The sequence below is a fragment of the Nocardia sp. BMG51109 genome (genome assembly GCF_000526215.1).
Lineage (GTDB): Bacteria > Actinomycetota > Actinomycetes > Mycobacteriales > Mycobacteriaceae > Nocardia.
On the sequence record NZ_JAFQ01000004.1, the window covers coordinates 3,888,076 to 3,913,308 of the forward strand.

The 25,233-nt window shown below is 70.4% G+C and carries 25 protein-coding genes; 10 read left to right on the forward strand and 15 right to left on the reverse strand.

Going from position 1 to position 25,233, the window contains the following annotated elements:
• The first annotated feature begins 156 nt into the window (after window positions 1-156).
• Window positions 157-1,428 carry a hypothetical protein gene (locus tag D892_RS0119200; RefSeq protein WP_024802809.1) on the forward strand — a complete coding sequence of 424 codons (1,272 nt, stop codon included), beginning with the start codon at window positions 157-159 and terminating at the stop codon, window positions 1,426-1,428.
• A gap of 138 nt (window positions 1,429-1,566) precedes the next feature.
• Here D892_RS0119200 and bcp read toward each other — a convergent pair whose 3' ends face one another.
• Window positions 1,567-2,070, reverse strand: a complete 504-nt coding sequence (gene bcp / locus D892_RS0119205) for a thioredoxin-dependent thiol peroxidase (RefSeq protein WP_024802810.1) — start codon at window positions 2,068-2,070, stop codon at window positions 1,567-1,569.
• Window positions 2,071-2,180: 110 nt separating this feature from the next.
• Here bcp and D892_RS0119210 point away from each other — a divergent pair, with 110 nt between their 5' ends.
• Entirely contained in the window at window positions 2,181-2,405 is a 225-nt protein-coding gene (locus D892_RS0119210) for a DUF3618 domain-containing protein (protein WP_024802811.1), read from the forward strand.
• A 96-nt stretch (window positions 2,406-2,501) separates the two neighbouring features.
• Here the strand turns inward: D892_RS0119210 and D892_RS0119215 are convergent, their stop codons facing one another.
• On the reverse strand, window positions 2,502-2,813 hold the full coding sequence (locus tag D892_RS0119215; protein ID WP_024802812.1) for an excalibur calcium-binding domain-containing protein: 312 nt from the start codon (window positions 2,811-2,813) through the stop codon (window positions 2,502-2,504).
• A gap of 171 nt (window positions 2,814-2,984) precedes the next feature.
• Window positions 2,985-3,962: a pirin family protein gene (locus tag D892_RS0119220; protein WP_024802813.1), complete on the reverse strand. Its 978-nt coding sequence runs from the start codon at window positions 3,960-3,962 to the stop codon at window positions 2,985-2,987.
• 110 nt (window positions 3,963-4,072) lie between these two features.
• On the opposite strand from D892_RS0119220, the gene D892_RS0119225 reads away from it, so the two are divergent.
• Window positions 4,073-4,540, forward strand: a complete 468-nt coding sequence (locus D892_RS0119225; protein WP_024802814.1) for a MarR family winged helix-turn-helix transcriptional regulator — start codon at window positions 4,073-4,075, stop codon at window positions 4,538-4,540.
• 8 nt (window positions 4,541-4,548) lie between these two features.
• On the opposite strand, the gene D892_RS0119230 is transcribed toward D892_RS0119225, so the two are convergent.
• The 3 genes from D892_RS0119230 to D892_RS0119240 form a co-directional block, all read right to left on the reverse strand.
• Window positions 4,549-5,598, reverse strand: a complete 1,050-nt coding sequence (locus D892_RS0119230) for a crotonase/enoyl-CoA hydratase family protein (RefSeq protein WP_024802815.1) — start codon at window positions 5,596-5,598, stop codon at window positions 4,549-4,551.
• A gap of 89 nt (window positions 5,599-5,687) precedes the next feature.
• Window positions 5,688-6,038 (reverse strand): hypothetical protein, encoded by a 351-nt coding sequence (locus D892_RS0119235; protein WP_024802816.1) that lies wholly within the window; start codon window positions 6,036-6,038, stop codon window positions 5,688-5,690.
• 61 nt (window positions 6,039-6,099) lie between these two features.
• Window positions 6,100-6,552: a MarR family winged helix-turn-helix transcriptional regulator gene (locus D892_RS0119240; protein WP_024802817.1), complete on the reverse strand. Its 453-nt coding sequence runs from the start codon at window positions 6,550-6,552 to the stop codon at window positions 6,100-6,102.
• A 47-nt stretch (window positions 6,553-6,599) separates the two neighbouring features.
• On the opposite strand from D892_RS0119240, the gene D892_RS0119245 reads away from it, so the two are divergent.
• A complete protein-coding gene (locus tag D892_RS0119245; RefSeq protein WP_156959577.1) occupies window positions 6,600-6,755 on the forward strand; it encodes a hypothetical protein in 156 nt (51 codons plus the stop codon).
• A gap of 72 nt (window positions 6,756-6,827) precedes the next feature.
• On the opposite strand, the gene D892_RS0119250 is transcribed toward D892_RS0119245, so the two are convergent.
• From D892_RS0119250 to D892_RS0119260, 3 genes are read right to left on the reverse strand one after another with little or no spacing between them, the layout of a single operon-like run.
• A complete protein-coding gene (locus D892_RS0119250; protein ID WP_024802819.1) occupies window positions 6,828-7,607 on the reverse strand; it encodes an SDR family NAD(P)-dependent oxidoreductase in 780 nt (259 codons plus the stop codon).
• Window positions 7,604-8,551 carry an alpha/beta hydrolase gene (locus D892_RS0119255; protein WP_024802820.1) on the reverse strand — a complete coding sequence of 316 codons (948 nt, stop codon included), beginning with the start codon at window positions 8,549-8,551 and terminating at the stop codon, window positions 7,604-7,606. The genes D892_RS0119250 and D892_RS0119255 overlap by 4 nt, the downstream gene beginning before the upstream one ends.
• Window positions 8,548-9,921 carry an NAD(P)/FAD-dependent oxidoreductase gene (locus tag D892_RS0119260; protein ID WP_024802821.1) on the reverse strand — a complete coding sequence of 458 codons (1,374 nt, stop codon included), beginning with the start codon at window positions 9,919-9,921 and terminating at the stop codon, window positions 8,548-8,550. Before D892_RS0119260 ends, D892_RS0119255 begins: the two co-directional genes overlap by 4 nt.
• Window positions 9,922-10,064: 143 nt before the next feature.
• Here D892_RS0119260 and D892_RS0119265 point away from each other — a divergent pair, with 143 nt between their 5' ends.
• A complete protein-coding gene (locus D892_RS0119265) occupies window positions 10,065-10,673 on the forward strand; it encodes a TetR/AcrR family transcriptional regulator (protein WP_024802822.1) in 609 nt (202 codons plus the stop codon).
• A gap of 50 nt (window positions 10,674-10,723) precedes the next feature.
• On the opposite strand, the gene D892_RS0119270 is transcribed toward D892_RS0119265, so the two are convergent.
• From D892_RS0119270 to D892_RS0119285, 4 genes are all read right to left on the reverse strand, one after another.
• Complete coding sequence (locus D892_RS0119270) at window positions 10,724-11,779, reverse strand: phosphotransferase family protein (protein WP_024802823.1); 1,056 nt, start codon at window positions 11,777-11,779, stop codon at window positions 10,724-10,726.
• A 10-nt stretch (window positions 11,780-11,789) separates the two neighbouring features.
• Window positions 11,790-12,878 carry a TIGR03857 family LLM class F420-dependent oxidoreductase gene (locus tag D892_RS0119275; protein ID WP_036567244.1) on the reverse strand — a complete coding sequence of 363 codons (1,089 nt, stop codon included), beginning with the start codon at window positions 12,876-12,878 and terminating at the stop codon, window positions 11,790-11,792.
• Window positions 12,879-12,980: 102 nt separating this feature from the next.
• Entirely contained in the window at window positions 12,981-13,406 is a 426-nt protein-coding gene (locus tag D892_RS0119280; RefSeq protein WP_024802825.1) for a hypothetical protein, read from the reverse strand.
• Between the two features lie 89 nt (window positions 13,407-13,495).
• The gene (locus tag D892_RS0119285) at window positions 13,496-13,918 is read right to left on the reverse strand and encodes a MerR family transcriptional regulator (RefSeq protein WP_024802826.1); all 423 of its coding nucleotides are present in this window, start codon (window positions 13,916-13,918) and stop codon (window positions 13,496-13,498) included.
• Between the two features lie 76 nt (window positions 13,919-13,994).
• Between D892_RS0119285 and D892_RS0119290 the strand changes: the two genes are divergently transcribed.
• The 4 genes from D892_RS0119290 to D892_RS0119310 all read left to right on the forward strand — a co-directional run bounded on the left by D892_RS0119290 (window position 13,995) and on the right by D892_RS0119310 (window position 18,581).
• Window positions 13,995-14,606, forward strand: coding sequence for a class I SAM-dependent methyltransferase (locus D892_RS0119290; protein ID WP_024802827.1), 612 nt, complete (start codon window positions 13,995-13,997; stop codon window positions 14,604-14,606).
• A gap of 514 nt (window positions 14,607-15,120) precedes the next feature.
• A complete protein-coding gene (locus D892_RS0119300; protein ID WP_024802829.1) occupies window positions 15,121-15,798 on the forward strand; it encodes a response regulator transcription factor in 678 nt (225 codons plus the stop codon).
• Window positions 15,799-15,826: 28 nt separating this feature from the next.
• Window positions 15,827-17,389 carry a cell wall metabolism sensor histidine kinase WalK gene (locus D892_RS0119305; protein WP_232236119.1) on the forward strand — a complete coding sequence of 521 codons (1,563 nt, stop codon included), beginning with the start codon at window positions 15,827-15,829 and terminating at the stop codon, window positions 17,387-17,389.
• 460 nt (window positions 17,390-17,849) lie between these two features.
• Window positions 17,850-18,581 carry a hypothetical protein gene (locus D892_RS0119310; protein ID WP_024802831.1) on the forward strand — a complete coding sequence of 244 codons (732 nt, stop codon included), beginning with the start codon at window positions 17,850-17,852 and terminating at the stop codon, window positions 18,579-18,581.
• Window positions 18,582-18,618: 37 nt separating this feature from the next.
• On the opposite strand, the gene D892_RS0119315 is transcribed toward D892_RS0119310, so the two are convergent.
• Window positions 18,619-19,692, reverse strand: coding sequence for a ThiF family adenylyltransferase (locus D892_RS0119315; protein WP_024802832.1), 1,074 nt, complete (start codon window positions 19,690-19,692; stop codon window positions 18,619-18,621).
• Complete coding sequence (locus D892_RS0119320) at window positions 19,689-21,125, reverse strand: phenylacetate--CoA ligase family protein (protein ID WP_024802833.1); 1,437 nt, start codon at window positions 21,123-21,125, stop codon at window positions 19,689-19,691. Before D892_RS0119320 ends, D892_RS0119315 begins: the two co-directional genes overlap by 4 nt.
• 161 nt (window positions 21,126-21,286) lie before the next feature.
• On the opposite strand from D892_RS0119320, the gene D892_RS0119325 reads away from it, so the two are divergent.
• Window positions 21,287-25,066: a hypothetical protein gene (locus D892_RS0119325; RefSeq protein ID WP_024802834.1), complete on the forward strand. Its 3,780-nt coding sequence runs from the start codon at window positions 21,287-21,289 to the stop codon at window positions 25,064-25,066.
• Window positions 25,067-25,233 lie beyond the last annotated feature (167 nt).

Sequence of the window (25,233 nt, forward strand, 5' to 3'; positions counted from 1 at the left end):
CCGACTGTGTCCGATTTGGTTGTCGGTCATAACCCATCCGCATCCGGTGCGGTGACGAACTCATAACCGAGTGCGTACCTCGACACGGCGGAAGGCTGATCAGTGGTGGCTCGTTCAGCGGCGGCAGCTCATTCACCGGCGGCAGTTCGTTCACCGGTGACATTCGGTGTGTCCACCGAACGCGGTGCCGTGCAGGCGGTGGCGCTGGGCGGCGGCGCGGGCGGGCTGCCCGAGCGGATACTGCACCATCGCACCCGGCAGTTCTCCGGCGACGACACCCACGGTCTCGTGCGGGCGGTCGGCGCGGTCCTGGATGATCTCGCCGCCGAGCTGGGCCCCGACGACGAGGCGGTCGGCGCGGCCGTCACCTACCGCGATGCGGCCGAGCGCCGCGCGATCGTCACCGGTCTCGCGTCCGGGCCGTGGCGCGCGGCGTCCCTGGTGTCGGCCAAATCCGCCCATCTGGCCCTGGCCCGCGCGATGACCTGGGTCGACGAGTTCGGGCACCTGGTGATCTGCGAGGTCGTGCCCGGCTACCAGGGCTTCTCGCTGATCTCACCCGAGCGAGACCGGGTGGTCGCGGGCCTGACCGCGGCCGGCGGCACGGTCACGCGGGAGAGCATGCGCCCGTCGGTCACGGCCGCGTGGGACCAGTTCGAGGCGGCCGGCGTCCGTCCCGACGCGGTCGTGCTGGTCGGTTCCGCCGCCGGTGATCCCGCGGTCGCGTCGGCGCTCGGGACGGGGTTCGGCGCGTCGATCGTCCCCTGCAAGGTGGCGCAGGCCGGCTCCGCGATCGGCGCGGCGCTGGTGGCCCGGCCGGAGGCCGCGGGCGCCGCCGAGGCGGGTGGCCGCGCCCGGTTATCCCGCCGCACCACGGCCGTATTCGCGGCGGCCGGTGTGCTCGCGGGCGGGCTGGCCGTCGTCGGCGTCCACCAGATGACCGGCAAGACGCGGACGGATGCGGCCGTGGCATTGACCGATTCCCGGGTCGCGGCCCAGGCGCACCGCGGCCGTCCGGCCGGAAATCCGGTCCCGCATCCGATCCTGTGGCCCGAGCCCGACCAGCAACAGAGCGCGAATCCCGGTGCGGCGCCGGGCGACTCGGGCTCCGAGGTGTTCACCGTCGATCCGGCGGCCGGCAGCGAGGATGCGCAGGACTCCGATCGCCTCGGGGTGCGCGGGTTCGACTCCGAGCCCTCGGATGACGGCGGGCCCCTCGTCCGGGAGTCCGATCCGCATCCCGCACCGGCGGCCTCGCCGTCGGTGCCCTCGGCCCCGAACGGCCCGGTCGGCGCGCCCAACGGCTCGCTGCTGTTCCCCGGCGAGCCGACGCCGCCGCAGATCGGCACGGCCGAGTTCGGCCGGTGGTGGGACAACCACTGGCGGATGATGACGCAGTGGGCGGCGCAGATGATGCCCCGCACCTGACCCGGCACCCGCAGCCAGGCTCGTGCGCGCGAGCCTGGCTGCCGCACAAAAGATGGCCCGGGACGTGGTGTCCCGGGCCATTGCTCGTTCTGTGCCCACTACGGCGACAGTGCCCCCGCTACGGCGACAGTGCCCCCGCTACAGCGACAGGTCGCGGCGCAGCTTGGCCACGTGGCCCGTGGCGCGCACGTTGTACTGGGCCAGCTCGATCGTGCCCTGCTCGTCGACGAGGAAGGTGGAGCGGATCACGCCGGTGATCTTCTTGCCGTACATCATCTTCTCGCCGTAGGCGCCCCATGCGGAGAGCACCTCGCGATCGGGGTCGGACAGCAGCGGGAAGGTGAGCTTCTCGTTGTCGCGGAACTTGGCCAGCTTGGCCGGCTTGTCGGGGGAGATGCCGACGACGTCGATGCCGGCTCCGCTCAGTTCACCGAGGTTGTCGCGGAAATCGCAGGCCTGCTTGGTGCACCCCGGCGTGCTCGCGGCGGGATAGAAGTACACGATCACCTTCCGGCCGCGGTAGTCGGCGAGGGACACCGTCTTGCCGTCGGCATCGGGGAGGCTGAACTCCGGCGCGGTATCGCCGGGGCGGAGCCGTTCGGCGGTGGCGCTGCCGCCCGCCGCGTCTCGATTCTCGGTCATATCCAAGCACGGTAATCGACGGCTGTGACAACGGCGACGACATTCGGTCGGCGGATAGACTCGGTCCCTAGCGACGCACGCCGACCGACGACAGAACTTCAGGAGACACTGTGGCGAAGGAAACCGAGAGCATCGAGCGGGAGATCGAAGCCGCGCGCAACCGGCTCGCGAACACACTCGACGAACTCGCGGTGCGGGCCGATCCGCAGCGGATCGCCGGCAATACCAAACAGGCCGTTGTCGCAAAGGTGAACCAGCCCAAGGTGAAGTACAGCCTGGCCGGTGCCGGCATCCTGGTCGTGCTCCTGTTGCTGCTCCGGATCTTCCGCCGCTAGCGGTCCCGGGAAATAGCGGTCCCGACAAAATACGACACCCGGTGTGGCGCAGTGCCACACCGGGTGTCGTCGCTTTCGGGGAGCCGCCGAGGCCGGTCAGACGGTCGGGCAGGCCATTCCGGTGCCGTCGGGGTCCAGGTGGGGGGAGTAGCCGGGCTCGCCGCGGAACAGCGGCGCCCGGCCCGCGGCGCGAGCCTCGTCACAATTCTTGAAGGTGCCCCCCGCCGAACCGGTCTGGGCGAGTCCGGCCGATCCGGTGGCGCCGATGGCATCGTCGATGCCCGACGAACCGGTGCCGGCGGAGCCGGAGGGGACGTAATCGGCGAAGGCCGGGGCGGACAGGGTGATCGGGGCCGCGAGGGTGATCAGTCCCGCGCCCGCGGTCGCGATGAGCCTGCGAACGTTCATGTATTCCTCGATGTCTAAGGGGTCGACTACGACGGGCCGGTCGGCACTCCCCGCGGTAGCTGAACCGGGAACCGCCGGGTCTACTGTTCTTATGCGTAGCCCTGTTGTCAACCGGGCGACGAAGAGTCGCCGATGCGGGGCGCGTGTCAGGGGTTCGCTCGCGGGGCGTGCCTACTGGCCGAGGCGTTTGCCGGTCATATCTTCGGCCGGAATCCGGCCCATCCGGCCGGCCTCGAAATCCTCGACGGCTTCGATGATTTCGTGCCGGTAGTTCATCACGAACGGCCCGTACTGCATGACCGGTTCCCGGATCGGCTCGCCGCCCAGCAGCAGCACCTCCAGCTCGCCGGAGGGCGTGTGCTGCCGGTCGTCGGCGGTCAGGGTGAGCGCATCGCCCGGCCCGAACGTCGCGAGTTGCCCCTCGGCGAGCGGGCGGCCCTCGACGCCGGCGCGGCCGCTGCCGGACAGCACGTAGGCCATCGCCGAGAAGCGTTGCGGCCACGGTGTTTCCAGCCGACCGCCGGGGCCGATCGACGCGTGCGCATAGGCGATCGGCGTGCGGGTGGAGCCGGGGCCGGTGAATCCGCCGATCTCACCCGCGATGATGCGCACCAGCGCGCCACCGTCGTGCGAGCTCACCAGCGTCAGTTCGCTCGCGCGCAGGTCCTGGTAGCGCGGGGGCGTCCGCTTCTGCGCGCGCGGCAGGTTCACCCATAGCTGGATGCCGTGGAACAGCCCGCCGGAGATCACCAGGTCCTCGGCGGGGAGTTCGTCGTGCAGGATTCCGGATCCGGCCGTCATCCACTGGGTGTCGCCCTCGCCGATCACACCGCCGCCGCCGTTCGAGTCGTGGTGCACCATCGTGCCGTCGAGCATGTAGGTGACGGTCTCGAAGCCGCGATGCGGATGCCACGGCGCGCCCTTGGCCTCGTACGGCTGGTAGGCGACCGGGCCCATCTGGTCGAGCAGGATGAACGGGTCGGCGAAGCGCAGCTCCGGGCTCGGGAACGGGCGGCGCACCTCGAATCCGGCGCCCTCCCGCTGCCGGTGGGCGGTGCCGACGCCGCGCACCGGGCGCTGCCGCAGGGTGCCGTCGGGGCGGGGCAGCCGCGGCAGGACCAGAATGTCGTCGACGGTGACGGCGGGCATCGGAACCTCCCGGTGGTCGGTGGCAGGGTCGTGGTGGTGGCTCTGCCGTGGTTGGTGGCTCTACTGTGCTTGGTGTCCGTGTCAACCAACTTCTCGCTAGGATCATTCCCATGGTGCGATGGCTCGACGACGAGGAACAGGCGACGTGGTCGGCGTACATCCGGATGCGGCAGCGGCTGGAGGCGGCGATGGCCGCCGGGCTGGCCCGGGACGGGCTGTCGATGTCGGACTACGAGATCCTGGTCGCGCTGTCGGCGGCGCCGGGCGACCTGCTGCGGGCCAAGGATCTGGCCGCCGAGATCTGCTGGGACAAGAGCCGGCTGTCGAAGCATCTGGCGCGGATGGATCGGCGCGGGCTGGTGCGGCGGACGCAGGCGGCCGACGATGCGCGGGGCATCTCGGTGCGGCTGACCGCGGCGGGCCGGGAGGCGCTGGAGCAGGCCGCGCCGAACCACGTGGAACTGGTGCGCCGGTTGTTCATCGACGATATGAGCGGGGACGAGGCGAAGGCGGTGCGCTCACTGGCGGACAAGGTCGCCACGGAGGTGGAGCGCACCGCGGCCGTCGACATCGGGTGAGTGAGGGCTTATTCGCTTGTCCCCGAGGCGTTTGTCTCCGAGGTATTGTCGCCCCCCGCTCGCTTCCAGTCGCCGAACGGCTCGTCCCGTTCGCGCACGGCCTGCCGGAACCCCGCTGTGGTCGAGCGCGACTGGAAGGCATAGCCCTCGCGGGTGTGCCGCGAGATACCGTCGAATACGGTGCCGACCATGCCCGAGTTCGCCACGCCCTGGTTGAGCAGGGCGCTGTTGAGTGCCAGCTTGGTCATGATCAGCTGGTTGATCGGCACTCGCGCAATGCGATTCAGCAACTGCTCGGTGCGTTCGTCGAGTTCTTCGGCGGGGCACGATTCCACCGCCAGGCCCCAGTCGGCGGCCTGCCTGCCGGTCAGGCAGTCGCCGGTGAACAGCAGCCGCTTGGCGCGCTGATCGCCGAGGCGGTGTGCCCACATGCCCGCGGCCGGAATGCCCCAGACCCGCGTCGGCGGGTAGCCGATCTTGGTGTCGTCGGCGCAGATGATCTGATCGGCGAACAGCGCGATATCGGATCCGCCGGCGACAGCGAAACCGTGCAGCTTGGCCACGACCGGCTTGTTCGCGTGCAGCAGGCTGGCGAAACCGCGGTTGAACCGGCTCATCATCTGGTAGTCGATCATGGGGTCCCAGGTGCCGGCCGGGTCGTGGTTGCGGGCCTGCACGGTGGGGTCGAGCACTGTGCCGGCCGTGGATTGCGCGGAGGAGGTGGGGGACAGGCCGTCCTCGGCGAAGATCGACAGGTCGTAGCCGCCGCAGAAGCCCTTGCCGCGCCCGGACAGCACCGTCACGTGCACGCGCGGATCCAGATCCGCACGCTCCACCGCATGTGCCAGCTCGATCGGGGTGTCCGCGGTGATCGCGTTGCCGCGCTCGGGCCGGTCGAAGGTGATTCGCGCGATGCGGCCGGTCACCTCGTAAGTCAGTGTGCGATAGGCGATATCGGCGTCGGGCGCGGGGCGGCCGGCGTAGGGGGAGTCGCCGCCGGTCGCATCGTCGCGCCAGGCCGCGGGGCGGGTGCCGGGGTGCTCGTCGTCGGGTGCCACACCAAGAAGTGAACATCGGTTCATTTCTTGAGTCAAGTGCGGCCTGTCGCGGGAGCTGCGCACGCCGGAACGTCGAGAGGTCTTGCCGTTCAGCTCGGGTGTCGGTCGGGTGTCGCGGTGCCGCCGGTGGTCCACGGCCGTACCGGCGGCTTCACCCAGAGGATCTTCTCGTCGGGGCACTCGCGTTGTGCGGCAGGGTGGTCCGGGTGCCGGGCGGCCCAGGCGTCCTTCTCGTCGAGCAGCCGGGCGACCAGCGTCCAGGTCTCGTCGGTGCCGGGCGGGTTGGTGCCGGCGGCGCGGGCGAGCTTGCGGCGGGCCGGTGCGGGCAGCGCGAGCAGTTCGGCGCCGGAGATGCCGCGGTGCCAGACGTAGGCCGCCAAGCGCCGGGCCTTGTCGGCGCGGCCCTTCGAGGCGTGGTCGGTATGTGCGTAATCGGGCATGGTGGACTCGAATCGCAGGGGCGGCGTCGAGCGTGGTCGCTCGTCCCCCGACCGTAGTCGCTCATCGCATCGACGGGCGCGTCCTCCCGGGCGTGACCACGCTGGCGAGGGCATCGCGCAGGTCGGCGGCCCGCTCCGTGCCCAGACCGGCCGCCCAGCGCGCCGCGAACTCGGTCGCGGCGGCGTCGGCGGCACGGGTGGCGGCCCGGCCGCGGCCGGTGAGGGTGACCAGCCGGGCCCGCGCGTCGTCCGGGTGCGGATTGCGCTGTGCGTAGCCCTTGTTCACGAGGTCGTCGACCAGTTGACTGGCCGCCTGCTTCGTGACCCCCAGATGCCCGGCGATCTCGCCGACCGTCGCACCGTCGGGCGTCATGCGCCCGAACGCGAAACCGTGCGCGGGCCGCACATCGGCGAATCCGGCCGCCGTGACTCCCTCGCGGATGGCATCGGTGACGTTCGCGGCGGCGGCCAGCAACAGCATCGGCAGGTCCTGGGCGGCGGTGCGGCTCGGCATGGATGCATCATGGCAAAGACCCACTCGCGGGGCAGCATTCACACGCGGTGCCGGGTACCGCCGCGATCGGCGACGTCGACGACGGGGCGAACGACCTGACCATCCTGGTCTGGGAACTGCTACTCGGCAGCGTCTTCGCGAGTGCGGTCGTCCGTCGCCGACCCGGGCGCACCGGCACGGGTGCTAGTACTCCCGACGAGTAGCAACCTCGGTGATGTGCGGTGACCGGGGGCCGGGTTCGTAGGGGGATGGCGAAACCCCTGCGGTGCAACGGTTTATGGGTTCGGAGGGGTCTGGGCCATGGCTCGGACCCGGCCGAGGACGTCCGGGTAGCGGCGGAGATGGGCGCCGCCGTTGAGGTCTATCGTCGCGCCGGTCATCCAGCCGGAACGGTCGGAGGCCAGGAAGGCTGCGGCTTCGGCGATTTCCTCCGGGCGGCCGCTGCGGCCGAGTGGGGTGTTCTCCACGTATTCTTCGCGGAGGCCGGGTACCAGTGCGACTCCGGCGACCAACGGCGTGTCGACCAGGCCAGGGGAGAGGGCGTTCACCCGGATGCCGCGTTCGGCCAGTTCCAGGGCGGCCACCTCGACCAGCATGAGTACGCCGGCCTTCGCGGCGCAGTAGGACGCCATTCCCGTGCCCGGTTGCCGGCCGTTGAGGGAGGCCAGGCAGATGATGCTCGCGTTGTCGGCCACGTGTCGTCCGGCGTGCTCGAGCACCAGGAATGTCCCGGTCAGGCAGACGTCCAGGGTGGCTTGCCACTGTGCCAGCTCGAGTTCGGTGAGGGCGCCGGGTATCGAGGAGCCCGCGCAGTGCACGACGACGTGTGCACCGGCCGCCGTGCGGAATCCCGCGGCGACCGAGTCCTCATCGGTGACGTCCATCCGGACGGCCGTGACCGCGTCGCCCAGTTCGCGGGCGAGGTCCCGGGCGGCGGACTCATCGATATCGGCGACGACGACCCGATAGCCCTCGGTGGCCAGGGCTCGCACCGTGGCGGCGCCGATTCCCGACGCGCCGCCCGTCACCACGGCCGTCCGGCCGGCCGCCGTCATGCCGGACGCCCCGAACGCACATCTCCCGGCGCCGAAGCGAGATGCCTTCGCAGGAAACGTAATTGGTGGTCGACCGCGGCGTCGAACCAGGGCCGGCCCGGGAACAGGTCGAAGTGGTCGCACGGGTAGTGGCGGACCTCGGCGCGTGCCTTGAAGGCGGTCCGCGCCGCCGCGTGCGGTGGTGCCGCACGGTCGAAATCGGCGATCTGCATCAGGATCGGCGCGGTGATCCGGTCGGCGTGCCGGCCGGCGCGGTAACCGCCGAGTTCCATGCCGACCGCGGCATCCACCTCGTTGCGCCAGGTCGGACCGGCGAGCTCGAGGTAGCTGTCGTAATAGCCGCCGCCGGTCAAAGCGGCGCGTTCGCCCGGCTGCCCGACGAGCGGGATCGTCAGCGGCGCGCGCCCCAGCCGGGTGGCCAACCGGCTGCGCACGGCGGCGGACGTCGATCGGGCCACCGTCCGGGCTCCCGCCTGCCGCAGCACGAGGTTCCCGGCCGCGGGGCCGGAGACCAGCGGAACCACCGCGATCACCGCGGCGACGTCGGCCCGGCCGGCGGACACGATCAGCGTGTGCCCGCCCGACATCGAGACTCCCCACAGCACCACCGCTTCGGGGTCCACGCCGGGCTGCCGCGCCGCCGCGGCGACGGCGGCCCGGTAGTCCGCCGTCTGCGCCGCGACCGAAACCCGTTGCCGCGGTTCGCCGGCCGAGGCGCCGAAACCCCGGTAGTCGAAGGCGAGCACGGCCAGGCCCGCATCGCGGAACGCCCGTGCGAACGGCGCCAGCCCGGAATCCTTCGTGCCGCCGAATCCGTGCGCCATCACCACCACCGGACGGCCGCCGGACCGCTCGTACGCGCCGCCCGGAGCGGGATCGAAAAACCATGCGTCGCAGAGCGTTCCGTTCGAGTCGAACTCGATCCGCCGGTAATCCGCCGTCACCGCAGCACCTCCCGCGTCACGTCCTCGCCCGCTCGTGACCAGGGCGGCGGCCCGGCGTCGGCCGCCCTGCGCGCACCGGCCGGCAGTTCGTGCACGCGCATGTCGTGCTCGTAGAGGAAGTAGTCCACCTGCTGGGTGTGCCGTGGGCGATCGAGCATATGCCCGGAGTGGTGCTGCTGGTCGGCCACGATCACGCGGCGCATCTCGGCCTCGTCCGGCAGCCGGTACCGGCCCACGGCGTAGGCGCCGACGAGCCGGGCCTGACATTCCACGAACGGAAACAGCGTCGGCGTGGCCTGCGCGAACCCGGCGAACACCAGATCCTCGATGCCGGGCAGGAACATTCGCTTGTACAGGTCGATCCGGTTGTCCGGGGCGCCGACGAACTCGGGATCGAAGAACGGAAAGGTGATGTTGTAGCCGGTGGCATAGATGATGACGTCGAACTCGTCGCTGCTGCCGTCCTGGAAGTGCACGGTGCGGCCGTCGAGCCGGACGATATCGGGTTTGGCGATCACGTCGCCGGAGCCGAGGCGCAGCGGCAGTTCCACCGACTGCGTCGGATGTGCCTCGAACAGTTTGTGATTCGGGGTGGGCAGCCCGTAGTTCTCCGGCCTCCCCGAGGTCAGCACGTGGCCCCACTGAATGACCTTGCGCTGCCACGACAGCGGCAGATACGGGGTGGTGCGGAAATACTTGTCGCCCGGGCGGCCGAACAGGTACTTCGGCACGACCCAGGCGCTCGAGCGTGTCGAGAGGGTCAGCCGGTTGTCCAGCGCCTTCGACGACAGCTCGACCGCGATGTCGGCCGCGCTGTTGCCCAGGCCGACCACCAGAATCCGCTGTTCGCGGAAGTCCAGCGGGGTGCGCGGGTCGATGTAGTGGTGCGCGTGCAGGGTCTCGCCGGTGAACTCGCCCGGAAAGTCCGGGAGGCGCGGATCCCAGTGATGTCCGTTGGCCACCACGAGCAGATCGAACCGCCGCACCTCCCCGCGCTCGGTCTCGAGTTCCCATCCGCCCCCGGGCAGCCGCCGGGCATGCCGGACGCCGTTGCGGAACTCGATGGCCGCCGCGAGATCGAATGCCGCGCAATAGTCGTCGAGGTACTGCTTGATCTGCGTGTGGTGCGGGAAGTCGGGATAGCCGGCGGGCATCGGGAAGTCGCGGAACGACAGCTGATGCTTCGACGTGTCGATGTGCAGCGACCGGTAGGCGCTGCTGTGTCCGTTGGGATTGCCGAATGCCCAGTTGCCGCCGATCCGGTCGGAGGATTCGAAACACACGTACGGCACGCCGTAGTCGTTGAGCATCTTGCCCGCGGTCAGTCCGCTGATGCCCGCACCGATGACGGCGGTCCGCGGTAGATCCATGTCGAATCCCTTCCGAGCCGTAGACAGATGCAAAGTTCTGTCTACTGATGGACAGAATCTCAGATATGTCCACTGCTTGCTATCGTTTTCGCGGAACCGGTGGTGATCCGCCGCGTGCGGACCTTCGAGCGAAAGCGGGGCGCGTGACCGAGGCACCGACGACCCAGGTGCGGGACCGGCTGCTCGACGCCGCCCAGACGTTGCTGGCGCGCAAGGGGATTCGCGCGACCACCGTGATCGAGGTCGCCGAGGAGGCGGGGGTGTCGCGCGCCTGGCTCTATCGGCACTTCCCGGACAAGTCGGCGCTGCTGGGCGCCGCGATCGTCCGGCTGACCGATTCGTTCTGGTCCGATGCGCGCGCCGAACTCGATACCGTCGACACCTTCGCCGAGCGGCTGGTGGCGGGCGTGCGGATCGGCCGCCGCGCCTATGACGATCCGGGTGCGCTGCCGCTGCGGTTGCGTGTGGCCGAACCGGAGGAGTTCGCGGCCTGCGCGGGTGCCGGCGTCTCGGGGCTGGTCCCGGATCTGGCGGCGTTCTGGCTGCCCTACGTCGAGGCGGCGGCCGGCCGGGGCGAGGTCCACCGCGACCACGACCTGCGCGAGGCGTCGGAGTGGGTGGCGCGGGTGCTGATCAGCCTGTGCACGATGCCCGGCGAGACGATCGATGCCGATGATCCGGCCGCGGTGCGACACCAGCTCCACCGCTTCGTGCTGCCGGGCCTGCGCGCGAACTCGGTGCCCGAGCGGTAGCACGGCTCCTGGTGCCGTCGGCGCGGTTTCGGCCGGATGCCTGGCGTCGCCTATCGCAGCGCCCCCGGTACGAGATCGTCGATCGCGGCCGCGGCGCGGGAGAGCATGGTGTGGAACATCAGGTCGCCACGTTCGGTGGGTTGTGCTGCGCCGCTGCCGAATACGATGATCAGCGGGGCCTGTATCAGCCCGGTGGCATAGTCGCGCCGGCACTGCTCCAGGGAATAGTTCTCGACGCCGTGGCGTAGGAGGGCGCCGTGATACTCCGCCAGGATCGCTCGTTCGTGGGTGCGGCGGTCGTCGACGGTCAGGCTGGTGCCCAGGAGAAAGGCGATGTCGCGCAACGGGTTCCCTGGAGTGATCGCCTGCCAGTCGATGATGGTCACGGTGCCGTCGGAGGCGAACATCACGTTGTCCACGCGCAGGTCGCCGTGCAGCAGGGCGAAGTGCTGGAGCGGTGTGACCAGCCAGTCGCCCGCGGTCGCGACCAGCCAGTCGAGCGCCGCGGACTCGAGCCCGGTCAGCCGGTCGGCGAACCGTTCCCTGAAGGTGGTGGTCATCGGGGCCAGCACCGAGTCCATCAGTTCCCGGTCCGCGGCGGTCGGCAGGGTCATCCCGGGCTCGCCGAGCAGTGTCTCGTCGCACCAGCGCGGTCCGTGCAGTCCCGCCACGGCGACGGCGATGGCCCGTGCTTGTCCGGCGCTGCATCCGGTGATCTGGTCGCCCTGGGTGGCGGGCGCGAGATCGTCGAGCAGCAGCACGAATTCGCTGCCGGTCTCCGACAGCGCCGAGGCGTAGCACCGCGCCAGCGGCACCCGCACCGTGGCGGCCAGGGTGCGGTAGAAGCACACCTCGTTGCGGAACGCGCCGCTGCCGAAACTGCGCTGCTCCTCCGGGCCGGTAGCGAGCTTGGCGACCATTCGGTCCGGCAGCGCGCACTCGCCCCGATAGCGCAGGTCGAGCCGATAGCTTCCGGCCATCTGACCCGATCCGACCGGCGTGGCCGCGACCTCCTCGACGGTCGCTTCGTGACCTCCCGACCGCAGCAGCCGGGTGAGCCACTCGGCGGTGAGATCCTCTGCGCGCGTGGGGATATCGGTCGACATGGTTACCTCGCTAACTCGCACCCGGATTCACGGGCAGATCACGGTCGACCGGGCGGACCGCCCGGTAGGCGTCCACCACCGGCGCGAGCTCGGTGGGCGTGGCGCCGTGCAGGATCACCGAATCGACACCGAGCGTGAACTGGCGGGCCACGGCCTTCGCGCAGGCGGCGGCGGACCCGGTTGCGCAATCACGCACCCACGCTTCGGGAATCGTCGCGGCCAGCTCGCGCAGTTCGGCCGGTGTCGCGGTGGCATCGATCGCTCCCCGCGCGCCGGTGAACGCCGTGCTCGCCCGCACGCGGTCCAGATCCGCTGTGTGCCAACCGTTCGCGCGCATCACAGAGTCCGGGTAGCCCTGCAGGTAGGTGGCCAGCCGGCCGTACAACCGGCGGAGCCGCTCCTCCTCGGGGTGCTGATCGTCGACCGTGGCCAGCACCGACCAGATCCGCACCGCGGCCGGGTCGCGTCCGGCGCGTTCGGCCGCGGTGCGCACCGTGCCGACCGCGGCGGTGACCGCCTCGTCGCTCAGGAAGGTGTGCAGCACGACCGCGTCGGCACTGCGGCCGGCCAGCTCCAGCGTGCGAGAACCCATGGTGGTCAACAGGATCGGCGGCGGGGCCGCCAGGTCGACACCCAGGTGCAGCACCGGGTACGCGCCGATCGCACCGTCGTGCCCGACGATGGTCTCACCGCGCCACAACCGGCGCAGGACGTCGACGAACTCGTCGAGTTGCGCGCCGGTGACGGTGGGCAGCCCGAGGACCTGCCACTGAGCGGTGATGCCGCGCCCCAGCCCCAGCGCGAACCGCCCCTCGCTCAACTCGCTGAGCGTGGCTCCCATCGTGGCCGTGACCAGCGGATGCCGGGTGTGATGATTGGTCGCCGCCGTCGCCACCCCCAGCCGGGGCGCGGCCGCCGCGAGGGCGCCCGACAACACCGCGGCATCCTTGACATTGAACCGCTCCGACACGAACGCGGCCCCCAGCCCGGCCCGATCCGCCACGCCCGCCTCCGCGACGAGTTCGGCCGGCCGCACCGGATGCCGGGACAGCGCGTAGTAACCAAGCTCGGGGAGCAGCGCGGTCACGGTATCGCCCATGGGCCAAATCTAGAACCAGTTGCAGCAACCTGTGTACAGATTCGGGAAAATGTCTACTGCGGTCCTGGGCAACCGATCTCGAAGCGCTGCGAGAGAGGCGTGTCAGTTCCCCTCGAGGATGTGCGCGTAGGGGTCATCCTCGGCGCTGATGTGCTCGGGCATCGGATAGTACGTCTTGATCAGTAGATTGCCTTCGGTGTCCCACGCGAAGGTCTCGATGCTGTGGACCGTCACCGTGTCATCGCCGGTGCCGAATCGGTTCTCGCACACCCATGCCATCTCGTCGCCGTTGACCTGCACGGTCAGCATCGTGATCCGCAGGAGTTGCTGAAACAGGTCCCAGGCGTGGGTGGTGGCCGCGGCGAAGCCCGTCTTCTCCTCCGTGCCGACCGGATCGAACAGGCGGACATCGGCCGGGATGATGGTGCGCCAGGAGTCGACCCACTCTTCTTTCCGGCCGGCGTTCCATAGTTCGGCGTGTTTGGCGGCGTGTGCCAGTCGAGCTTTCCGGGTGGGAACCTTCGTCACGGTGGGCCTCCTCTGTCCGGGACGGCGCCCGATCCTCAGTTGGCGAAAGGGTGTTCCGGACAACAGGATAGACAGGTGTCCATTTCGGATCAACCGTGCGATATGGTCAGTTGCTCGACGGGCGTTCCCGCGAGGAGCTGGTCGAGGCCGGCCATCATCGTCGGGCATTCCTGGGCCGGATGTTCGGTGGGGCAGCCGCGGGCGTGGGACAGGAAGTGCTGGGCCGTCTTCGCCCGGGAAATGACCTCGTCGAGCGCGATGATCTGCTGGTCGATGCGGGCGCGCCACTCCGGTCCGGGTGCGTCCAGGACGGCCGCGGCGGTGTCGAGGGGAAGTCCCAGGCTCTGCGCGAGTTTGATGAAGGCCAGCCGGCGGAGCTGTTCGGAGTCGTACATTCGCTTGCCGCCGCTGCGGGTGCTGGGGCGCACCAGGCCGCGCTCGTCGTAGTACCGCAGTGCCGACGCGGACATGCCCAGCGTGGCGGCGGCCCGGCCGATCGGGATGAGGTCCATGCTGCTATTTGACTTCAAGTCGGCTTGAACCAGCAAGGTGTGTCGAGGAAATCATTTGCCGAGGAGGGCATTCGACATGACGCAGTCCGCTCCCGTAGTCAACCACCACGCCGGGCAGGCCGGTTTCGCCGGACCGATCGGATCGGCGGTGGGGCTGGTCATGCTGGTCGCCGGCCGCCGGCGCGATCGCATGGTGGCCGATCTCGCCGCGGTGACGCCGTCCGACCATGTGGTCGACATCGGTTGCGGGCCGGGCGGAGCGGCCGGGGCGGCGGCGCGTCGCGGCGCTCGGGTCACCGGCGTGGATCCGGCGCCGGCGATGTTGCGACTGGCCCGTATCTTCGTGCGCGAGAGGGCAATCCGGTGGGTCGAGGGCGCCTCGGAGGAGTTGCCGCTGCCCGACGGCACGGCCACGGTGGCGTGGGCCACGGCGACGGTCCATCACTGGCCCGATGTCACCACCGCGTTGACGGAGATCCATCGCGTACTGACCCCCGGGGGCCGTTTCGTGACGATGGAGCGAGACGTGGCCGTGGACGCAACCGGCCTGGCCAGCCACGGCTGGACCGAGGCCCAGGCCCGGACGTTCGCCGATCTGTGCCGCGCCGCGAACTTCACCGACGTGCGGGTCGACCGCCACGCGGCCGGTAGGCGCTCGTTCTGGGCGGTCCGGGCTGTCCGGCCCTGAGTCGCTACCGCGCTCGCCACGAGGGAGCCTGAATCCGGCTGGGAAGGAAGGTCTTCGCGCCGCCTCCTCGGGGAGTGCAACCATGTTCGACGAGGCGGCGCGGTTCGGCGGCTTCTTCGCCGAGCGGCTTCGCTCTCGGTCGGGCCCGGACTCGCGGCACGCGCATGGTGCGGTGGCGCGTGCCGCGGTGCGGGGTCACCGGCAGGCACACTTCAGCAGCTCGGATGCGGGGTCGACGTGGGTGCCGAATGCCGTCCACAGCGAACCGTCCGAAAGTCGTTGCAGGGTAAAGCGATACCGGCCGTAGCAGGCGCGGGATACCGCCGCGAGCCGAGCCTTTCCGACAACCCGGTAGGGGTGTCCACCGATGTGCACCATCTGGTTCATGACCTGATCGCCCCTTTCGTCGTCCAGCTTTGATCTCGAACACTGCCGACACCGTGGCAGGCGGTAGCTGAGGACGACCTGAAGTGACCTGAAATCCTCTTCAGGGTCGATCTGACAGTCTGTGTGGATGCGCCTGCTGATCGTGGAGGACGAAAAGCACCTGGCCGACGCGCTGGCCAAGGGGCTGGCGGCCGAGGGGTTCGCGGTGGATGTCGTCCACAACGGCACCGACGGCCTGCACCGGGCCACCACCGACGACTACGACCTGATCATCCTGGACATCATGTTGCCGGGCATGAACGGCTACCGGGTGTGCGGTGCGCTGCGCGCGGCCGGTGACGACACGCCGGTGCTGATGCTGACCGCCAAGGACGGCGAATACGACGAGGCGGAGGGCCTCGACACCGGGGCGGACGACTACCTCAGCAAACCGTTCTCCTACGTGGTGTTGCTGGCCCGCATTCGTGCGTTGCTGCGCCGCCGCACGCGGGGCGGCGCGCCGACGCTGTGCGTCGGCGACCTGACCATCGACCCGAACACCCGTGCGTGCCGGCGGGCCGGGCAGGACGTGGCGCTCACCGCCAAGGAGTTCTCGGTGCTCGAGTACCTCGCGACCCGGGGCGGTGAAGTCGTGTCGAAAGCCGATGTGCTGGAACATGTCTGGGATTTCGCCTACGAGGGCGATCCGAACATCGTGGAGGTGTACATCAGCGTGCTGCGCCGGAAGGTCGACGCGCCGTTCGGGCGGCGGTCGATCCGCACCGTGCGCGGGGCCGGCTATCGATTGGTAGCCGACGGTGGCTGAGCGGGCGCACCGGAGGTGCTGGGGTTCGGTGCGGGCGCGCACCACGGTGGCCTCTACCGCGGTGGTTGCGGTGGCGCTGGTGGCGGCCGGTCTCGCGCTGCTCGGGGTGTTGCGGGACAACCTCGTCGACAGCGCGAGCATGCAGGCCGAGATGACCGCGCGGGAGGTGGCGACCCGGGTCGAGAGCGGGGCGGATCTGCCGACGTTGAACTTGCCCGATCCGGATACTCAACCGGTGCAGGTGGTTTCGGCCGATGGGCGGGTTCTGGCGGCCGACCACGACCTGCCGCTCCACGGCCCCATGGCCGACTTCGCGCCGCTTGCTGCTACCCCGACCGCGTTCGGCGGCAACGGTTCCGGCGCTCGGAGCGGCTCCGGTACCCCCAACGGATCCGGCGCCCACCAAGACTCCGATAACGACGAAGAAGACGAAGAAGACGATGAGGACGAGCACGACGCCGACGAGCACGACGCCGATCACAAGCAGGACGGTAACGACAAGAACGGCGGCGAACCGGTAGCCGGCAGTACCGTCAGCCCGTCCACGGCAGACGTGACGTTCCGCGACATGCAACTCCCCGTGGACGACGACGGCCCGCAACCGTTCCAGGTGGCCGCGCTCGTATCCCACACCCCGGACGGCCGCCCGGTCGCGATCTACGCCGGAACATCGCTGGAGACGGCGGACAACGCCGTGTCCGGGGTGCGCGGCGCCATGCTGATCGGCCTGCCGCTGCTGCTCGCCCTGATCGCCGCCATGACCTGGCTGGTGACCCGCCGCGCCCTGCGCCCGGTCGAGGGGATCCGCTCCGAACTCGTCGAGATCATGCACGGCGACCTGTCCCGCCGCGTCCCGGTGCCGTCCTCACGGGACGAAATCGCCCGTCTCGCAAGCACAACCAACGACACGCTGACCGCCCTGGAGGAATCGTCCGAGCGGCAGCGCCGTTTCGTCGCCGACGCCGCCCACGAACTGCGCAGCCCCATCGCCAGCCTGCGCACCCAGCTGGAGGTCGCCCGCGCGCACCCGCAGCTGCTGGAACTGGACAGCCTGATCGACGACACCGTGCGCCTGGAACATCTCGCGGCGGACCTGTTGTTGCTGGCCCGCATCGACGCGGGCGAGCAACCGCGGCGCGATCCGGTCGATCTCGCGGCGCTGATCCGCGACCAGGTCGCCTCCCGCGCGGGCGATCGTCATCGGGTCGAGGTCCGGGCACCCGCCGACCCCGTCGTCGTCCTCGGTAGCCGCATGCAATTGGGCCGCGTCCTGGCCAACCTGATCGACAATGCGCAGCGGCACGCCGTCACGACGGTGCGAGTCGAATTGTCACAGACCATCGACACCGCCGTCGTCGACGTGACCGACGACGGTTCCGGTGTGCCGCAGGCGGATCGCGACCGCATCTTCCAGCGCTTCGTCCGCCTGGACGACGCCCGCAGCCGCGACGAGGGCGGCGCGGGCCTGGGCCTGGCCATCGTCCGCGACGTCGTCGAGCGCCATCAGGGCCGGATCGAGGTCGGCGACGGCCCGCAAGCCGGCGCCCGCTTCACCATCACGCTGCCCCTGGCCGCGCCGGCGCCCGTGTAGGTACGGCGCTCTCGAACCTAGTCGCGCACAAGGGCTTACGTGATGTTCCCGATGGCCCGCGCTCGCCAGAGCAGAGCGCGGGCCTCCCGGGTGCCGAGGTTGCGCAGGCCACGACCGCCCAGTCGCGGAGCGCTTCGTCCATCAATCCCTGTCGAACCGGTCGTGGCGTGATGGCAGCCGCTCGGTGAACCGCCGGCGTTCTGTCAGGCATCGGTCAGGAAACCTTCCGGAAGTAATACCGACAATGGGAGGTGCCCGGCACCAAGAGATTTCGCTGTCGACCTCGGAACGGGGCCGGTGCACCCGGAATTGCGAAGGCGTCGGCTCGGTGTTCGGTGCCGGTTCAACCATTGCCGTTGATGCCTATGCGCCGCGACCACTGGGGTGCGTGGTCGGTTGGCCGGAATATTGTCTCCCCGTTTGCTTGCCGGAGTTGTGCGGGCGGCGCAGGATATGGCGCATGAAACCGGGGATGCGGGTGCTGGTGGCCTCGCCGCTGGGCAGGGTGGTTGCCCCGTCGCTGGAGCGGGAGTTGATCGATCCGGTCATCACTGTGGCCGCGGACAAGCGGCAGGTGCGGGAGGCGGTCACCGGTGGGTATCGGTTCGACGTGGTCATCGCCGATCTGGTGTGGAACGATCCGGAGCTCGAATTCTCCTTCGACGGTCTCGATGTGGTGGACATGCTGGCCGACGCCGATCGGATGGCGCCGGTGCTGCTGGCGACGCAGGGGCACAGCATGGAGAACGATCTGCTGGACGAGGCGCGGCTGCGGCCGGAGGTCGTCGGCGTATTCGTGAAGGCGTCGGGCGTGAATCCGCTGTTGAACGCGTTGCAGACGGCGGCGGTCGGGGAGCGTCAGCAGGGCGATGTGCGATACCGCGTGCCGCCGCTGTATGTGCTGTTCGACGGGCAGAAGGGATCCACCTCCGGTCGGCTCGCGGGTGCCATCGCGGCGGGCCGGGCCTCGGACGCCCCGACCCTGGCGCGCGCAGCGAGCGTAGGCCTGAACACCGCCAACAAGGTGACCAGCCACTACCTGGGCCCGATCATCGTGCAGCGGCACGAGCACGACCCGAGGCTGCCGATGACCCTCGGCGCCGTCTACCGCTGGTGCGGGCTGCATGCCCGCTACCTGACCAGCTGGTGCCGCCGCAACGGCCACGCCGACGTCCTCCGGCCGGTTGACTGAGGGCGCCGAGCGCGGCCGAAAGCCGTGAACCACACGACTACCCGTCAGCGCCGCGCAGGATGTCGTCGACGTCGACGCGGTATCGGCCGGACGGAAGCGTTCCGCCACAGGCGATGTAGCGAGCGGCGAGGGCGGCGAGGACACCCGCGAGGCTCGCCGCGGTCCCCAGCTGCGGCCAGGACGGCAGGGTCCGCCCGATCTGCGCGAGCGAATCCCTTGTGCGCGTGGTGATATCGCCACCGACGATCGCGGCCGCGAACTCCTGCCGACGCCGCCGATCCCGCAGGTCCGCCGACGGCACGTGCGCCAGATGCGCGGCCTTCCCGTGCCACAGCGGGTATTCCGGATCCAGATCGAACCGTTCCACGTCGAGAAAGGCGTTGTCGCCGTGGTCGGTGGCCATGACGACGGGGATGCCGCGGGAGCGGGCGCGCAGGCGGATGTCCACCTTCATCGCGAAATCGTCCATTTCCTCGATCAGCACGGTCAGCCGGTCGGTCCGGCCGAAGAACTCGTCGGCCGAGCGCGGCGTGTAACCGCCTGGGAAACCGGCGATCTCGCTGTACGGGTCCAGCTCCAGCACCCGCCGATGTGCCAGGGTCAGCTTCGGCTCGCCGAGATCGCACACGGAGGCGACGAGCCGGTTCAGGTTGGTGCACCCGAGGACGTCCGCGTCGGCGATCCGGAACCGGCTCGCACCGGTCAGCGCACAGGTCGTCAACGCCGCGGCGCCGACGCTGAGCCCGGCCACGCCGATCAGCGCCGTCGACCACCGCTGCTGTTCCTCCGAGGTCACCAGGACCCGGTTGCGTGCGGTCCGCAGCCGCCGGAAATGTTCGGGATCCGGCAGCCGCACGACCGTGCGACGCCAGGGATAGACGACGTAACGGGTCACTCGGTCGAGCGCCCGGCCGTCGGCGTGGGCATCCGCGACGTAGGCGGCGAGCCGCCGATCGGCCTCCGGGGTGCCCGCGGCCAGCGCCGGCCGATCCATGACGGCCAACTCCGGCAACGCGATCGGCCACGCATCGACCAGCCGGTATCCCGATTCCGGCCGCAGCAGCGCCGCGATCCGGTTCGCATCGGTGTCCGGGTGCAGGATCTCGATCATGCGCGTGCTCCCGTCCACCGATGCTTGACCCCGAGGGGAAATTCGTTGCTGCCGAAGCGGTGCACGGTGACCACCGGCTCCGCGGCCGCCCCGAGCGTCCGGTGCAGGCGCCGGTACTCGATATTGGTGCCGAGCAGCGAGCCGACCACCGCGCGCCGCAGCACGGCCGGGAATCCGGACGACGGGCACGCCCCCGCCCGCAGCTCGACCCGCAGATGCAGGATCGGGTCGAGGTGCTCGCCGGTCTCGGTCGACAGGACGAACTTCCCACTCAGGCAACGCGACAGCGCGGGGTCCTCCAGCGCGGGCCGGATGTTGTCGGGGTAGATCTTGACCGCGTAGAAGCTGGCCGCGACGTTGGTGCGCCGATGCAACGCCAGGAATCCGCACGAGCCCGTCGAGGTGGCGACCGGCAACCGATGCCCGTGTGCGCGCAGCACATCGGTGAGTTCGGCGGCGGACAGGATCGCGCCGACGTCGTTGTTCCGGTACCGGATCAGCGGAAGCGTCGTGTCGACGGTGAACAAGAACCTTCCCTCCGTATCGATCTCGGTGAAACGACGGTGCGGGTCGTACTCGACGAAGGTGGGCAGCACGCGGTCGCCGCCGAACAGCGCCTCGGCGAGCGCGCGGTCCGCGCCGGCCGCGCGGCGCACCGCGATCGTGGTCTCGGTCTCGCATCCCATGACACCGGCGTCGGCGGTGCCGTAGACGACGCAGACCTCGGCGGCGCGCCCCGGCTTCCCGATGCGTTCGAGGATGTGATCGCGCCACTGCTCGGTGACGGCCTCGCCGGCGAGCAGGATGCGTAGCTCCTGCCGCAGCACCTCATCGGGCGCCTGGTCCAGCACATCCTTGACCAGCGGCGGATAACCCGCCAGCACGACCTGGTCGTAATACGGTCCCAGCGTGGCGATGTCGTGCAGAATCGTCTCCGGCTCGATCCCGGGCGTGACGGTCGAGATCCGGTGGCCGTGGCAGCGCAGCGCCTGTGCCGCGGCATAGGTGTAGGTGCCACCGATCCAGTTGCCCATCGCGAACCCGACGACCAGCAGTGTCGACCGCTCGTGCGTCCGGAAGGCGGGGCGGAAAACCCTGTCGTACAGGGTGATCGCGTCGGACTGCGAGGTCTCGTCCCGGGGCCAGTAGCTGGGCCGGCCGGTGGATCCCGAACTGCACGACCAGGTGCCGGCCCGGCCGGCGTCCCCGTGCCACAGCAGCATGTGCAGCGGATATCGGTGCAGGTAGCCGGGTTTCGTCATCGGCGGCAGGGTCTCGTAGTCGTCGAGCGTGCGGACGGCCGCGGGGTCGACGTCGTGGCCGCGCAGGAACTCGGCGTACGCGGGCACCGAATCGGCGGCCGCGCGAAACGTTTTCAGCGCTCCGGTGAACCCGGGCCCGGGCGTGGTCGGTGACAGGGACGGTGCTGACATCGGCCGGATCTCCTTACCGCACCCGGTGGCCGGCTCGGTGCGCGGCCTCGTCCGGGTGCCTCGAAAGAAGCGTCCGACCAGCGTGTATGGGGAACCAAGTAGTCAATACAGAGTCCATACGGCACACGCCGAGCCCTGGTCGTCCTCGATAGCATTCGAAGATGACGAGCAGGCCCGGAGCACTTCCGGACCCCGCCGCGATCTCCAACCGCACGGAGTTCGCGGCCGCGCTCACCCGCCTGCGCACCGATCGCCGGCTCACCGTCCGCCAGGTGGTCGAGCGGTCGGGATGTCTGCATGGCACGGTCAGCGGCTGGTTCGCCGGCTACCACGTGCCCACCGAGCCGAACGAGAAGATGTTCCGGGATGTGCTCGCGGCGTGCGGTATTCACGAGGCCGGCGCCCAGGACGAGTGGCTCGGCGCGGTGCGGCGTGTCCGCCCCACCACGGGGCGGCGCCGCGACCAGGGGCCCGTTCCGTATCGGGGACTGGAGTCGTTCGACAGTGCGGATGCCGAATGGTTCTTCGGGCGAACGGAACTGACCGACCAGGTGCGACGGCACGTCGACAGGCTCCGGCAGGGGCCGCGCTCGCCCCGGATCCTCGTCGTGACGGGAGCGTCCGGCGCCGGCAAGTCGTCGCTGCTGCGCGCCGGCCTGGTCCCGGAGCTGCGGCGGACGGGAAGCACGGTGGCGGTGCACGAGCCGGGTGCCTATCCGTTGCGGGCGTCGGCGATCGATCCGAACCCGGACGTCATCGTGATCGACCAGTTCGAAGAGATCTGGACGTTGTGCCAGGACGCGGCACACCGGGCCGAGTTCCTGAACACGATCGCGGCGCCCACCGGTACGGTCCACGTGCTGGGGGTGCGCGCGGACTTCTACCGCCACGCCGCCGAGGAGCCCGTCCTGCACGACGCGCTCGCCCACCACACGATCCTGGTGGGGCCGCTGAGCCGGGAGGCGTTGCGCCGGGCGATCGTCGAACCGGCCCGGAAGGCGAACTGGTCGGTCGATGACGACCTCGTCCACCTGTTGCTGCTCGAACTGGCGCCCCGAGGTTCGGCCGACGCGCACGACAGCGGCGCACTGCCGCTGCTGTCCCACGCCCTCCTGCAGACCTGGCAGCTGGCCGGACGACGCCGGATGACCATCGCCGACTACAACGCGGCGGGCGGAATCACCGGCGCGATCGAGCAGACCGCCGAGCGGGCGTATGCCGGGCTCACCGATGCCCAGCGGCAGATCGCCCGCCGGACCTTCCTCCGATTGCTCACCGTCGAGGAGGGCGCGACGACCCGCCGGCGGGTGCATCGGGCCGAGCTGTTCTTCGATCGCGACTCGGTCGCCGACGTCAACACCGTGATCGATCGGTTCGCCACCCAGCGCCTGCTGACGGTGGCGGAGGAATCCGTCGAGATCTCGCACGAGGCCCTGATCGGGGCGTGGTCGCGGCTGGGCCGGTGGGTGAGCCGCGACCGGGAGGGGCTGTCGGTGCATCGCCGGCTGACCCAGGCCACCCAGGTGTGGCTGGACAACGACCACGACCCCAGCGCGCTGCTCGGCCCGGTCCGGCTGGAGATCGTCCAGGAGTGGGCCCGGGCCGGCGGCCACGAACACGACCTCAACCGGCGCGAACGCGAATACATGTCGGCCAGCGCCGCATCCGTCGCCGAAACGGCCGCCCGGGAACGCCGACGTACCCGGATTTTGCAGCGCATGGTCGCCGGGCTGGCGGCGGCACTGGTCGCGGCCAGTGCGCTGGCGGCGGTGGCGCTGGCGGCCCGGTCGGCCTCGGTCCAGGCCCGCGACGAGGCGATGTCCCGGCAGATCGCCGGTCAGGCGCAACGACTTCGGGAGACCGATCCGGCGGTCTCGGCGCAGCTGGCGCTGGCGGCCTTCCGGAAGAAGCCGACGCTGGAAGCCCGGTCGGCCCTGCTGGATTCGTCGGCCGTGCACACGCCGATCCGATTGCCCGGCCCGGAGGGCGGCACGCTGACCGCGACCGATGCGAGCGGAACGTTGCTGGCCGTAGGCAGATCCGACGGCGTCGTCGACCTCCACCGGTTGTCCGCGCCCGGGCATGCCGAACGCCGCACGCGACTGCCCGCGCCGCCCTCGGGCGGCTCGCTCACCGCCGTGACGATCGCCGCGGCGGCGCCGGTGCTCGCCACGGCCTTCCGGGAACGAATCGACCTGTGGGACATCGGCATCGCGGACGCACCGCGCCACCTGGCCACCGTGGCGACCATCGGCGCCGTGGGCGCCGCGGACTCCGGGTACCGCGGCGTCGCCCTGACTCCGGACGGCGGCTTTCTCGCGGCGGCAACGACGACCTCGCGGATAGCCCGCTGGGCGCTCACCGATCCGGTTCACCCCGCGCCGGCCGCCCCGCTCGATCTGCCCGCCGGCGCACCGACCGTCACCTTCAGCCCGGACGGCCGTGTGCTGGCGGCCGCCGGAAATGCTGGGGCCCTGCGCATGTGGCGGCACGATGGCATCGACCCGGTCCTGCTGGCCGATCTGCCGCCCGACGGCTCGCCGTCGCAGGCGCTCGCGCTCCGATTCGGTCCCGACGGCACGACTCTGGCCGCACCCGGCCGCCCGAACGATGTGCGCCGCTGGGATGTTCGCGATCTGTCGAACCCGCTACCGCGGCCACCGCTGACCGGTTTCACCAGCTACGTGAACGACCTCGCCTTCAGCGCCGACGGTGCCCGCGTGGCCGCCGGCAGCTCCGACAACACGACGCGGGTATGGCGACTCGACACGGGACGACTGGAGATGCAACTGCCCAACCCGGCCGTCGTCGTCTCGGTCCAGTTCGCCGACAGCGGGCGGGCGCTGGTCACCGGCAGTATCGACGGGGCCGTACGGATCTGGCCGCTGCCCGGCCCGCTGTTGCGCGGCGCGGCGAGCGTGGTGTTCCAGACGCCGATCGACCGCACCGGCCGCACCGTGCTGGTCGGGACCGGCGCGGGAGACGGGCGCGCACACCTGTGGAACGTCGGAGATCCGGCGGCGCCGGCCGAATATGCCGAGTTACCAGTCGGACCGGACGAAAAGACCTGCGGCGCAGTCGCCTTGTCCTTCGGCGGCACCGCGGCGGCGGTGGGGACACGGGCCGGGCGCGCCGTCGTCTACGACATCCGCGATCCAGCACATCCACACGTGCGCTCCACGATCGCTGCCGTCAACGGCGTCGTCGGCAGCATGGCCTTCACGCCGGACGCCACCCTGCTCGCGGTGGCCGGGCAGGACGATTCGGTTGTCACGCTGTGGGATACCGGCGACCTGTCCGCCCCGCGGCCGCTCGCCGCGCTACCGGTCGGCCCCGGACTGCCCAGCCTGGCCGCCTTCGACGCTACCGGCGGCTACCTCGCCGTCTCGACCTCCGACGAGAGGGTGCGCCTCTGGGATGTGCGCGACCGCGCGCACCCCAGCGAGCTGCCGAACCTCACGGGCTTCACCAACGACGTCGCCTCCGTGGCCTTCAGCCCCGACGGGCGGATGGTCGCCGCCGGGAGTAAGGACCACACCGTGCGCCTCTACGACCTGGCCGACATCCACACGCCCCGGACGTTCTCCGTTCTCGACGGCCCGGCCGACGGCATCATCTCCCTGAGCTTCAGCCCCGACGGCGACCGGCTCGTCGGCGGTGCCAGCGACAGCGGAGCCTGGGTCTGGGACATCGCCGACCCCCGGCGCCCGCACCGGGTCGCGACGCTGACGGCCTCGCCGGGCCGCGTGAACGACGCCGTCTACGGCCTGGACGGCCACAACCTGATCGGCGGCGGACCGGATGGCACCGTCCGGATCTGGACGACCGACCCCGACGCGATCGCCACCGACATCTGCCACAGCGGAACGGCTCTGCTCACCGACGCGGAATGGTCCCGCTACCTCCCCGGCATCACGCCGCACGCCCTCTGCGGCGACTGACGAGCAATCCCACCCTCGGCAGGATCTTGCCGACCCGCCACCGCCCGGGACAGTCCTCTGCCGGCGGTGCGGCCGGTGCCGTGAATACCGGTATGCGACAGCGATTTCGGCACCGTCCACCCGTTCCGCGGGTTCTACTGTCTGCACCTCGATCTTCGAGAGGGAGA

Bases quoted from the DNA above. Each gene is read 5' to 3' on its own strand.
- D892_RS0119240 (WP_024802817.1), bottom strand. From the start codon at position 6,552: ATGCCGAGCCGCACCGCCGCCCAGGACCTGCCGATGCTGTTGCTGGCC.
- D892_RS0119325 (WP_024802834.1), top strand. From the start codon at position 21,287: ATGACGAGCAGGCCCGGAGCACTTCCGGACCCCGCCGCGATCTCCAAC.
- D892_RS0119260 (WP_024802821.1), bottom strand. From the start codon at position 9,921: ATGGATCTACCGCGGACCGCCGTCATCGGTGCGGGCATCAGCGGACTG.
- D892_RS0119285 (WP_024802826.1), bottom strand. From the start codon at position 13,918: ATGGACCTCATCCCGATCGGCCGGGCCGCCGCCACGCTGGGCATGTCC.
- D892_RS0119290 (WP_024802827.1), top strand. From the start codon at position 13,995: ATGACGCAGTCCGCTCCCGTAGTCAACCACCACGCCGGGCAGGCCGGT.
- D892_RS0119215 (WP_024802812.1), bottom strand. From the start codon at position 2,813: ATGAACGTTCGCAGGCTCATCGCGACCGCGGGCGCGGGACTGATCACC.
- D892_RS0119320 (WP_024802833.1), bottom strand. From the start codon at position 21,125: ATGTCAGCACCGTCCCTGTCACCGACCACGCCCGGGCCCGGGTTCACC.
- D892_RS0119315 (WP_024802832.1), bottom strand. From the start codon at position 19,692: ATGATCGAGATCCTGCACCCGGACACCGATGCGAACCGGATCGCGGCG.
- D892_RS0119250 (WP_024802819.1), bottom strand. From the start codon at position 7,607: ATGACGGCGGCCGGCCGGACGGCCGTGGTGACGGGCGGCGCGTCGGGA.
- D892_RS0119235 (WP_024802816.1), bottom strand. From the start codon at position 6,038: ATGCCCGATTACGCACATACCGACCACGCCTCGAAGGGCCGCGCCGAC.
- bcp (WP_024802810.1), bottom strand. From the start codon at position 2,070: ATGACCGAGAATCGAGACGCGGCGGGCGGCAGCGCCACCGCCGAACGG.
- D892_RS0119270 (WP_024802823.1), bottom strand. From the start codon at position 11,779: ATGTCGACCGATATCCCCACGCGCGCAGAGGATCTCACCGCCGAGTGG.
- D892_RS0119300 (WP_024802829.1), top strand. From the start codon at position 15,121: ATGCGCCTGCTGATCGTGGAGGACGAAAAGCACCTGGCCGACGCGCTG.
- D892_RS0119310 (WP_024802831.1), top strand. From the start codon at position 17,850: ATGAAACCGGGGATGCGGGTGCTGGTGGCCTCGCCGCTGGGCAGGGTG.
- D892_RS0119275 (WP_036567244.1), bottom strand. From the start codon at position 12,878: ATGGGCGATACCGTGACCGCGCTGCTCCCCGAGCTTGGTTACTACGCG.
- D892_RS0119220 (WP_024802813.1), bottom strand. From the start codon at position 3,962: ATGCCCGCCGTCACCGTCGACGACATTCTGGTCCTGCCGCGGCTGCCC.
- D892_RS0119225 (WP_024802814.1), top strand. From the start codon at position 4,073: ATGGTGCGATGGCTCGACGACGAGGAACAGGCGACGTGGTCGGCGTAC.